This window comes from Breoghania sp., assembly GCF_030066895.1.
Taxonomy (GTDB): Bacteria; Pseudomonadota; Alphaproteobacteria; order Rhizobiales; family Stappiaceae; genus Breoghania.
In genome coordinates this window covers 326,047-336,092 of sequence record NZ_JASJAV010000003.1, presented here as the reverse complement: position 1 = coordinate 336,092, position 10,046 = coordinate 326,047, and the positions used below count along the sequence as shown (strand labels likewise).

The 10,046-nt window shown below is 63.0% G+C and carries 8 protein-coding genes and 2 pseudogenes; 6 read left to right on the top strand and 4 right to left on the bottom strand.

What is annotated here, in order from left to right:
- Window positions 1–169: 169 nt before the first annotated feature.
- The 3 genes and pseudogenes from QNJ43_RS07090 (at window position 170) to QNJ43_RS07080 (ending at window position 2,242) form a co-directional block, all read left to right on the top strand.
- Window positions 170–1,066, top strand: a pseudogene (locus QNJ43_RS07090) (EamA family transporter).
- 74 nt (window positions 1,067–1,140) lie between these two features.
- Window positions 1,141–2,070, top strand: a complete 930-nt coding sequence (locus tag QNJ43_RS07085; RefSeq protein ID WP_300468535.1) for a CoA ester lyase — start codon at window positions 1,141–1,143, stop codon at window positions 2,068–2,070.
- The gene (locus QNJ43_RS07080) at window positions 2,036–2,242 is read left to right on the top strand and encodes a DUF1737 domain-containing protein (protein WP_300468533.1); all 207 of its coding nucleotides are present in this window, start codon (window positions 2,036–2,038) and stop codon (window positions 2,240–2,242) included. The genes QNJ43_RS07085 and QNJ43_RS07080 overlap by 35 nt, the downstream gene beginning before the upstream one ends.
- 206 nt (window positions 2,243–2,448) lie before the next feature.
- Here QNJ43_RS07080 and QNJ43_RS07075 read toward each other — a convergent pair whose 3' ends face one another.
- From QNJ43_RS07075 to typA, 4 genes are all read right to left on the bottom strand, one after another.
- Window positions 2,449–2,697, bottom strand: a complete 249-nt coding sequence (locus QNJ43_RS07075) for a YkvA family protein (RefSeq protein WP_300468531.1) — start codon at window positions 2,695–2,697, stop codon at window positions 2,449–2,451.
- On the bottom strand, window positions 2,694–2,846 hold the full coding sequence (locus tag QNJ43_RS07070; RefSeq protein WP_300468529.1) for a hypothetical protein: 153 nt from the start codon (window positions 2,844–2,846) through the stop codon (window positions 2,694–2,696). Before QNJ43_RS07070 ends, QNJ43_RS07075 begins: the two co-directional genes overlap by 4 nt.
- A 156-nt stretch (window positions 2,847–3,002) precedes the next feature.
- Window positions 3,003–5,231, bottom strand: coding sequence for a heavy metal translocating P-type ATPase (locus QNJ43_RS07065; protein WP_300468527.1), 2,229 nt, complete (start codon window positions 5,229–5,231; stop codon window positions 3,003–3,005).
- A 494-nt stretch (window positions 5,232–5,725) separates the two neighbouring features.
- The gene (gene typA, locus QNJ43_RS07060; protein ID WP_300468525.1) at window positions 5,726–7,549 is read right to left on the bottom strand and encodes a translational GTPase TypA; all 1,824 of its coding nucleotides are present in this window, start codon (window positions 7,547–7,549) and stop codon (window positions 5,726–5,728) included.
- A 215-nt stretch (window positions 7,550–7,764) separates the two neighbouring features.
- Between typA and QNJ43_RS07055 the strand changes: the two genes are divergently transcribed.
- From QNJ43_RS07055 to QNJ43_RS07045, 3 genes and pseudogenes are all read left to right on the top strand, one after another.
- Window positions 7,765–8,244, top strand: a complete 480-nt coding sequence (locus QNJ43_RS07055; protein ID WP_300468523.1) for a MarR family winged helix-turn-helix transcriptional regulator — start codon at window positions 7,765–7,767, stop codon at window positions 8,242–8,244.
- On the top strand, window positions 8,241–9,464 hold the full coding sequence (locus QNJ43_RS07050; protein WP_300468521.1) for a multidrug effflux MFS transporter: 1,224 nt from the start codon (window positions 8,241–8,243) through the stop codon (window positions 9,462–9,464). Before QNJ43_RS07055 ends, QNJ43_RS07050 begins: the two co-directional genes overlap by 4 nt.
- Window positions 9,465–9,570: 106 nt before the next feature.
- Window positions 9,571–9,967 (top strand): annotated as a pseudogene (locus tag QNJ43_RS07045) (RidA family protein).
- Window positions 9,968–10,046: the final 79 nt, after the last annotated feature.

Genomic DNA, 10,046 nt, shown 5'->3' with positions numbered 1-10,046 from the left:
CCCCAATTCCAGAGGCGCGGCAAGATCGACGACGAGATCGGCAAGATGTGAGTTCGAGCATTAGTCTCCCTCCCGTTTTGCGCCGCGACAATCGGTGACACCGGCCATTGCGGCGACGTAGGCTCTCGCATAAGGTGACCGCAATCCCGCCTTTCGCGAAAGCCTTTTCATGTCTCCATCTCCCGATCGTCTCCGCGCCACGCTGATCGGCCTGACCGCCGTTTTGATGTGGTCGACGCTTGGCCTGTTCACCGCCGGTTCCGTACCGCCTTTTCTGCTGAACGGCCTGTGTTTCGGCCTCTTCGCGCTGCTGGCGCTTGCCTCCATGGCCTTTCGCCCCGGCGCGGTCCGTGCACTACGCCAGCCGCTCAAGGTCTGGCCCTTCGGCATTGTGGGACTCTTCGGCTTCCATTTCTTCTATTTCACGTCGCTCAGAAACGCCCCGCCAGTCGATACCAACCTGATCAACTATACCTGGCCGCTGCTGATCGTGCTCTTCTCCGGTCTGCTTCCGGGCGAAAAGCTGCGCTGGAACCACCTGACGAGCGCCGCATTGGGCCTCATCGGTGCCGCCCTTCTGGTCACGCGCGGGACGGGATTGTCGTTTGAAGGCAATGGCCTCGGCTATCTGGCGGCCTGCTGCGCCTCGCTCTTCTGGTCGAGCTATTCAGTCCTTTCGCGCCGCCTGCCCAACGTGCCGACCGACGCGGTGGCGGGCTTTTGCTTCGGCACCTCCGTCCTCTCCTTCGCCTGCCATTTCGCCTTCGAGGAAACGGTCTGGCCCGCCTCCCTGTCGGAATGGGGCGCAGTCCTCGCACTGACTGGGTCTCTTTCCGGTCAGTCTTGCCTTCTATGTCTGGGATTTCGGCGTTAAGCGGGGCGATATTCAGGTGCTGGGAGCGCCGCCTACGGCGCGCCGTTTCTCTCCACCCTGCTGCTCATCGCCTTCGGCTTCGGAGCCTTCACGCTGCCCGTCGCAGGGGCCTGTGGCCTGATCACGCTGGGCGCGCCGATCGCCGCCAAGGACATGATCTTCCGCCGCCGCAACCTTGCGAAAGTCGGCTAGCGGGCGCCTTCGCGCATCGGCAATATTCGCAAGGGTAATCCGAACCAAGAATCGACCCCGAAGAGGATCCGTCCATGACTTTCCGACCGCGCCGCTCCGTTCTCTACATGCCCGGCTCCAACGCCCTTGCGCTGGACAAGGCGAGGACGCTTAACGTGGACGCCCTGATCTTCGATCTGGAAGACGCCGTCGACCCCGATGCCAAGGAAACCGCGCGGTCGCAGGTGAGCGATGCGGTCAAACAGGGCGGCTACGGCCCGCGCGAAGTGGTGATCCGCATCAACGGCCTGTCGACCCCGTGGGGCGAGGCCGATCTGGAAGCCGCAGCCACAGCCGGCCCCGATGCGATCCTGATCCCGAAGATCTTTTCACCTGACGACCTCACCGATATCGAGGACCGGTTGCGGAAGGCCGGAGCGTCCGACGATCTCGCCCTCTGGGCGATGATGGAAACCCCGCTCGCCATGCTGAACGCCGGTCAGATCGCGGCGGCCGCAGGAACCGTCTCGCCGCGCCTCTCCGTCTTCGTGATGGGTACCAACGATCTCGCCAAGGAAACCGGCGCACGCCTCGTTCCCGGCCGCGCCGCAATGCTGCCCTGGCTGATGACCTGCCTTGCCGCGGCCCGCGCCAACGGGCTCGATATCGTCGACGGGGTCTACAACGATTTCGCCAACGAGGAAGGGTTCGCAGCCGAATGCGCACAAGGCATGGACATGGGCATGAACGGCAAGACGCTCATTCACCCCACGCAGATCGCCCCGTGCAACGAGACCTTTTCGGCAAGCGCGGAAGAAGTGGAGCGGGCGCGGACCATCATCGCCGCCTTCGATTTGCCGGAAAACGCGAACAAGGGCGCAATCCAGCTTGACGGGCGGATGGTGGAACGGCTCCATGCGGAGATGGCACGGCGCACCGTCGTGATCGCCGATGCGATTGCCGCGCGCGCAATAGAGACGACAGGATCTCATGAAACTCTACCGCTTCATCACCGGTCCGGATGATTCCACCTTCTGCCACCGCGTCACGGCGACGCTCAACAAGGGTTGGGAACTCGCGGGCTCGGTCTCGCTCACCTTCGATCCCGTGCAAGGACGCACCATCTGCGGCCAAGCCGTGACCAAGGACGTGCCGGGAGAAGAATATTCGCCGGAAATGAAGCTCGTGGAGTATTGAGGCCTGAGTGAAAGGGCCGGACCGGAGAGTGTAGCATTGGCCCATCCTTCGAGACGGCCTTTTAGGAGCTCCTCAAGATGACATTATCATATTGATATATTTTATGAAATATTCAATCCAAACAACCTCATCCTGAGGAGACATCGCAGACGCCGTCTCGAAGGATGGACACCAGGTACCATCCCGCCCGCGCGCTTCACGCAGCCCTAATCGTCCATATTGGCCAGCACGTCGCGGGCGGCCTGACGGTGTTCCTCGCGGATATTCGCACCCAACATCGAAATAGCGGCCAGCAACAGCGTGGCGTCGTCGGTGAAGCCTATGCCGAGGATGAAGTCGGGCACGGCATCGAGCGGCAGCACGAAATAGGCGAGAGCGCCGATCAGCGTGGCGCGCACCTTGGGCGGCGTAGCCGGATCGAAGGCACAGTAATAGGCCGCGATCACGTCTTTCATGCAGGGGATTGCCGCAATGCCTTGCGCACGGCCTTGAAGAACAACTTGCGAACCCGCGCCGCCTTCTCGTTCAGGCGCTCACGCTCGCGCGGCCCCGAAGGATCGGGGGGACCGAGGATTTCGCCGTCAAGCGGATAGGTGTCGTTCATTGCCTCTCTCGCATCGTGTCGAAGGTCATCATAGCCGGGATTACGGCTTGGATGGGATCGCGACGGGAGAAAGGCAAATGGAGCGGCCTTGCCGCCGCTTGTTGCGCTGGATTCCGAATCAGCGCAACAAGCGGCGCGCAAGCGCCACCACTCCCCTTAAACCTTCGCCTTCCAGCGCCACAGCAACCCGGCATTGGTCACGACCAAGATCGAGCTCATGGCCATCGCCGCCCCGGCGATGGCCGGAGACAGGAAGCCCATCGCGGCAAGCAGGATGCCGACGACGTTGTAGATGAAGGCCCAGAACAGGTTCTGGCGGATCTTGCGCACCGTCGCCCGGGAGACCTCTAGTGCCGCCACCACCATGCGCGGATCGGATCGCATCAGCGTGATGCCCGCCGTCTCCAGCGCCACGTCGGCGCCCGAGCCCATGGCGATGCCGATATCGGCCGACGCAAGAGCGGGTGCATCATTGAGGCCATCGCCGACCATCGCAACCGTCGCGCCTTCCTTGCGCAACGCCTCGATCCGCGCCGCCTTGCCGTCGGGCGGGATCCCGGCTTCCACGTCGTCGAGATCGAGACCCGCGGCGATTGCCTGGGTAACGGCAGGGCTGTCACCGGTGAGCATCAGCGTGCGAACGCCCATATGCTTCAACTTGGCGAGCGCATCGGCCGCCCCCTCGCGCGGCTGATCGGCCATGGCGACAACACCGACAGTGCGGCCCGCCCCCGCCACCATGACGCTGGTCTTGGCCTGGTTTTCCAGATCGCGACGCATGTCGTCGGCGGTGAAATGATCGATGCCGAGTTCGTCCATCAGCGCCGCATTGCCGATGGCCACGGGCTGACCTGCGATTTCTGCGACAAGCCCGCGGCCCGTGCAAGCCTCGAACTTCGTCGGGCGGGAAAGCTCCAGCCTGCGTTCCTCGGCGGCGCGCACCATGGCATGGGCCAGCGGGTGTTCGCTTGCCGTCTGGGCGGACGCGGCAATACACAACAGACGATTGGGATCATAATCGAAAGCCTGGATGTCGGTGACTTCCGGACGGCCCTCGGTGAGCGTGCCGGTCTTGTCGAAGACGACCGTGTCGACATGAACCGCGGTTTCCAGCGCCTGGATGTCCTTCACCAGAATGCCGGAGCGCGCCGCAGCGCCCGTTCCCGCGACAAGCGCGGTTGGTGTTGCCAGGCCCAGCGCACAGGGGCACGCGATGACCATAACCGCAACCACCGCGATTAGGGCGTTTTCGAACGTTCCGCCGGCCACCAACCAGACCACGAAGGTCAGCGCGGCAATGCCGACCACGGTCGGTACGAAAACGGCAGCCAACTTGTCGGCCAGTCGCTGCACCGGGGCCTTGCTGGTCTGGGCGTTCTCGACGAGGCGGATAATGCGCGACAGCGTCGTATCCTCGCCAAGCACGGTCGCTTCCACGATAAGCGCGCCGGAGCCGTTGATCGTTCCGGCGGTGATGTCGCCGCCGCTGGACCGCAGGACCGGCAGGCTTTCGCCGGTAATCAGGGATTCGTCGAGTTCGCTCGTCCCCTCGCGAACGGTACCGTCCACCGGCACCCGCTCGCCCGGCTTGACCAGGACCCGATCACCGAGCCGCAGCGCGGAGATCGGCACGACCTCGGTGCCGGTTTCCGTCAGCCGGTTGGCGCTTTCAGGCCGCAACGCCATCAGCGAGCGAACGGCGGCGGTCGTCGAACGCTTGGCCCACGCCTCCAGAAGCTTGCCGAAGACGATCAGCGTCAGAATGACGGCGGACGCCTCGAAATAGAGATGCCCGGTCGCCGCATTCCCAAGCGTGATCAGATGATAGAGCGAATAGAAGAAGGCAGCCGAGGTGCCGAGCGCGACCAGCACGTCCATGTTGGCGCTGCCACCGCGAAGCGCCTTGAAGGCGCCGCGATAGAACCGCGTCCCGGCGATGACCTGCACGGGCGCGGCCAGAACCAGCTCCATGATCGGCGACAGATGGAACGAAAGGCCTGCCGTCATGGCGATCATCTGCGCCACCAGAGGGGCGGCCAGAAGCGCGGAGACAACGAGAATGATGAAGGTGTGCCGCTCCTCGCGCGCCGTTTCGCGTTCGCGCTCCTCACGCTCAGCGCGGCGTACTTCGGCGTCATTGGCGCGCGGGAAGGCGTGATAGCCGCTCTTTTCAACCGCGGCGACGAGATCGTCCACCTTGACGTTGTCGTTGAAGGCGATATCGGCGCGTTCCATCGCCAGATTGACGGTGGCATCCGCCACGCCGGGAACGTGCTTCAGCACCTTTTCCACGCGCGTGGAACAGGCAGCACAGGTCATCCCCGTAATGTCGAGCTGTACCGCGCTGGAGGATTCCGCATTGGTTTCAGCGAGTTGGGTACTCATGAGAGACTGTCCAATGCCTGAGCTGGGTCGCGAACCGCGCGCCTCAGGGCCTGATTTCGGAGCCGCGAGTAGCCGCATTTACAGGAGATAGGGTTTCCAGTCGGTGGAATGTCAAGCCTGCGGCACCGTTACAATTAGCGGTCGCAAAGACGAGGACAACTTGCGCGTGTATCTCAACGCAACGTTATATTCGTGGTTACCCCGACCTACCGTTCGAGAGCGACAGGATGGGAGATTTGGTAGGACTTGGCCGAATAGTTTCTTGCCCACACGGGATCCCAGCTCTTGGGAGGAGCTGCCCAGGGGCTTTTGACCGGCTTTTGCCGATGCAATGAATACGGCTAGATTTTTTAATCGGTGAGCATTTCAGCAAGGAGGAGGGAAACCCTCCTCCTTGTTTTTTGTGCGGGCACAAACATCGCCGCGAGGCCTCACAGCGAGAGCACACAAGGACCGGCGGCATGCGGCCGCCGATCGGATGCGCGCGGCGTGTCTTACGCCGCCGTCTTCTTCACGCGCGAGGCCTTCTTGCGATCGTTCGGATCGAGGATCGCCTTGCGCAGGCGGATGCTCTTCGGGGTTACTTCCACCAGTTCGTCATCGGCGATGTAGGACAGCGCGCCTTCAAGCGACAGCTTGATCGGCGTGGTCAGCTTGACCGCCTCGTCCTTGCCCGACGCACGGGTATTGGTGAGTTGCTTGCCCTTGATCGGATTCACGTCGAGGTCGTTACCGCGGGTGTGCTCGCCGATGATCATGCCCTCGTAGACCTTGACGCTGGCGCCAATCAGCATCGGGCCGCGATCTTCCAGGTTGAAGAGCGCATAGGCCACGGACTCGCCGTTGGAGTTGGAGATCAGCACGCCGGTGTTGCGGCTCGGGATCTCGCCCTTGTAGGGCGCGTAGCCGTGGAACAGACGGTTGAAGATCGCCGTACCGCGCGTATCCGACAGAAGCTCCGACTGATAGCCGATGAGACCGCGCGTCGGCGCATGGAAGAGCAGACGCGTGCGGTCGCCGCCGGAGGGACGCATCTCGATGAGATCCGCCTTGCGCTCAGACAGCTTCTGTACCACCGCGCCGGAGAATTCCTCGTCGACGTCGATGATCACTTCTTCGATCGGCTCGAGCGTGTTGCCCACCTCGTCCTGCTGGAAGACGACGCGCGGACGCCCGACGCACAACTCGAAGCCCTCGCGGCGCATGTTCTCGATGAGGATCGCGAGCTGCAATTCGCCACGACCCGACACGACGAAGGCATCCGGCTCCGCACTGTCCTCGACCTTAAGCGCGACGTTGCCTTCCGCTTCCGACATCAGGCGTTCGCGGATGACGCGGCTCTGCACCTTGTCACCCTCGGTGCCCGACAGCGGACCGTTGTTGACGCGGAAGGTCATCGACAGAGTCGGCGGATCGATCGGCTGGGCGTGCAGCGGCTCGGAGATGTCCGGCGCGCAGATCGTGTCGGCGACCGTCGCCGTCTGAAGGCCTGCGATGGAGACGATATCACCCGCCTCGCCCACGTCGATCGGCTGCCGGTCGAGACCACGGAAGGCCAGAACCTTGGAGATACGTCCCTGCTCCACGACCTTGCCGTCACGCGACAGAGCCTTGACCGCCATGTTCGGGATGGCCTTACCGGCCACGATACGGCCGGTGAGGATACGGCCGAGGAACGGGTTGGACTGGATCGTGGTCGCCAGCATGCGGAAGGAACCTTCCTCCGCATGGGGCGGCGCGACGCGCTCCAGAACCACGTCGAAAAGGGGCGCCATGGAAGGTTCGGCGGGCTGCTCGGGATCAAGCGACATCCAGCCCTGCTTGGCCGAGCCGTAGAGAACAGGGAAGTCGAGCTGCTCTTCGTCGGCATCGAGCACGGCGAACAGATCGAACACCTCGTCCAGCACTTCCTCGGCGCGCTGGTTCGGCTTGTCGATCTTGTTGATGGCGACGATCGGTTCCAGACCCAGCTTCAGGGCCTTGGAGAGCACGAACTTGGTCTGCGGCATCGGCCCTTCGGACGCGTCCACCAGAATGACGGCGCCGTCAACCATGTTCAGGATACGCTCCACCTCGCCGCCGAAATCGGCGTGGCCCGGCGTGTCGACGATGTTGATGCACGTGTCCTTCCATACCAGCGAAGTGACCTTCGCTAGGATGGTGATGCCGCGCTCACGCTCCAGGTCATTGGAATCCATCATCCGGTCTTCCGTGCGCTGATTTTCACGGAAAGCGCCGGATTGCTTGAGCAGAACGTCGATCAGCGTGGTCTTGCCATGGTCGACGTGAGCGATGATGGCGATGTTGCGCAGATTCATAAGCCCATCCAAAAAAGCACCGCGAGCCCGATAGGACCCGCGGTTCGTTGCGCCCTTGTAGCGGCAGGCCCAACAGGGCCGGTTGTTGCGATTGGCCGCGTATATAAGGCAAATGACCGGTTTGTGCAACGCACCGCGATCAACAACACGCAATAGCTTGACCAAGGGGAACGGTCCGAATAGGTCATAAGGTCTCCATATAATATGATAGCCGTATGACTGTTGAGCCAACCGAGCGCCCGATCAGCTTCCTGCTAACCGACCTCGCGCGGCTGGCCCGGAGACATTTTGCCAAAGGTCTTGCCGATGCCAGACTGGGCCTGACGCTTGGCGAAGCGCGGACACTTGCCTTCGTGCAGCGCCTATCCGACACGCGCCAGAGCGTGCTGGCCGAGTATCTTGGCGTGGAGCCGATGACGCTGGTCGGATTTCTCGACCGGCTGGAGGCGGCCGGACTGGTGGAGCGCTGCCCCGATCCCAACGACCGCCGTGCCAAGCTCATCCGCCTCACCGACAAGGCCGCCCTCGCCATCCATTGCTTCGACCCCCTGATCGAAAGCATCCGCAAGCAGGCCTTCGCAGGCTTCAGCGACGCGGATATCGAGCGAACCTTCGCGCTCCTGCAGGCACTTCAGACCAATCTCGCAACCAATACGCCGGAGCCCGCCGCCGACGGGAACAAGAAAACAAGATGAACCAGATCGTCCCTCCGGCTCCCCAGATGAGCGAGCGCCGAACCGCCATGCTCGGCGCCGCCCTCGTTGCCATCGGTCCGATTTCCATGGCGCTCTACACCCCGGCCATGCCGACGCTGACCGCGGTGTTCGACACCTCGCCCGCCGTCATCAAGCTCACGCTGACAACCTATTTCGCGGGCTTTGCGATGACGCAGCTCCTGTGCGGCCCGCTCACCGACGCCTTTGTCCGACGGCCCGTGACACTGGCGTTTCTGCCGCTCTATCTGGGAGCGACGATCGTCGCGACCTTCGCGCCCACGGTCGATTGGCTGATCGGCACGCGGCTCTTTCAGGGCGTGGGAACGGCGGTCGGCATGGCGACCTCGCGAGCCATCGTGCACGATCAGTATATCGGCCAGGCCTCCTCGCGCATCCTGAACGCGGTGGGCATGATGCTGGCGGTCGGCCCCGCCATTTCCCCCACCATTGGCGGCATTACGCTGACGCTCTTCGGCTGGCAAGAAATCTTCTATTTCATGATCATCTACGGTGGAACGCTGGCGGTCGCCGTCTACACGCTGCTGCCGGAGACCAACGCCCATCCCGACCGCAGCCGCGACCATCCCCGTCGCCTGATTTCCTCCTATGCAACCTTGTCCGTGACGCCGGCCTTCATGCAACCCTCGCTTTTCATTGACCTGTCACTCGGCACCCTCTACACGATCGCGGCCCTCATTCCCTTCATGATGATCGAGCATGTGGGGTTGACGCCCGCACAATTCGGCCTCGGCATGATGCTGCAGTCCGGCAGCTACTTCTTCGACACCATCGTCACCTCCCGCCTGCTCCGCCGCCATTCCGCCGAGAGCCTCATCCCGTGGTCGATCGTCGGCGTCGTGGCGGGCATGGCACTGCTCTCCTTCAACCTGTTTCAGATGGATCTGAGCTATCTGAAGGTGATGGCGCCGATCGCGCTTTTCGTCTTCTCGCTTGCCTTCGTCATTCCGGCCACCACTACCCGGGCGCTGGCCGCATTCGCCCGCATGGCGGGCTCCGCCACCTCGATGATGGGCTTCATCCAGTTCGACAGCAGCTTCGTGGGATCGATCCTCGCCGCATCACTGAACGATCCCATCCTGGCGATGGCGACCGTGGCGCCGGGCCTGCCGGTGCTCGGAATTCTCGCCTATGCGCTGCTCGGACGGACACCGCGCACGCCGCCGACCGCGCGCATATGAAGCCACGCCGGGGCACGCGAAACAACTTGCGATCCAAGGGGCGAGTGGCCCATCCTTCGAGACGGCCACGAACGCGACCTCCTCACGAATGACCGGACGACACGCCATGATCCGACACCAGATCTACACCGGCTCCGATTTCGAGCGACGGTTCGGCTATGCCCGCGCCGTCATGAACGGAGACTGGATCTTCGTTTCCGGCACAACCGACTACGACTACGAAAAGAAGACGCTTCCGGCCACGGTGGAGACGCAGGCGCGCAAGGCGCCGGCCAACACCGCCCGCACGCTGGCGGAAGCGGGAGCCTCGCTAGCCAACGTGGTTCGGGTTCGCTACTTACGTGTCCGAGCGCGATCACGTGCGCCGCATCACCCCCATTCTGGCCGATGCCTTCGGCGAAATCCGCCCCGCGGCCACAATGGTGCTGTGCGAGATGATCGAGAAGGAAATGCTGGTGGAGATCGAGGTCACGGCCCTGCGGCGGGGAAGAACGCCGGAATAAGATGGTCCGGAGCAGGGATACGGGGCTTTCGACGCTAGTTGCGTTGGATTCCGGATCTGGTCATGCGGCTTCGCCGCAG

What these genes read in the sequence shown, in the direction of transcription:
- QNJ43_RS07080 (WP_300468533.1), top strand. Translation starts at nt 2,036, where the DNA reads ATGAAACTCTACCGCTTCATCACCGGTCCGGATGATTCCACCTTCTGC.
- QNJ43_RS07050 (WP_300468521.1), top strand. Translation starts at nt 8,241, where the DNA reads ATGAACCAGATCGTCCCTCCGGCTCCCCAGATGAGCGAGCGCCGAACC.
- QNJ43_RS07070 (WP_300468529.1), bottom strand. Translation starts at nt 2,846, where the DNA reads ATGAACGACACCTATCCGCTTGACGGCGAAATCCTCGGTCCCCCCGAT.
- QNJ43_RS07065 (WP_300468527.1), bottom strand. Translation starts at nt 5,231, where the DNA reads ATGAGTACCCAACTCGCTGAAACCAATGCGGAATCCTCCAGCGCGGTA.
- QNJ43_RS07075 (WP_300468531.1), bottom strand. Translation starts at nt 2,697, where the DNA reads ATGAAAGACGTGATCGCGGCCTATTACTGTGCCTTCGATCCGGCTACG.
- QNJ43_RS07055 (WP_300468523.1), top strand. Translation starts at nt 7,765, where the DNA reads ATGACTGTTGAGCCAACCGAGCGCCCGATCAGCTTCCTGCTAACCGAC.
- QNJ43_RS07085 (WP_300468535.1), top strand. Translation starts at nt 1,141, where the DNA reads ATGACTTTCCGACCGCGCCGCTCCGTTCTCTACATGCCCGGCTCCAAC.
- typA (WP_300468525.1), bottom strand. Translation starts at nt 7,549, where the DNA reads ATGAATCTGCGCAACATCGCCATCATCGCTCACGTCGACCATGGCAAG.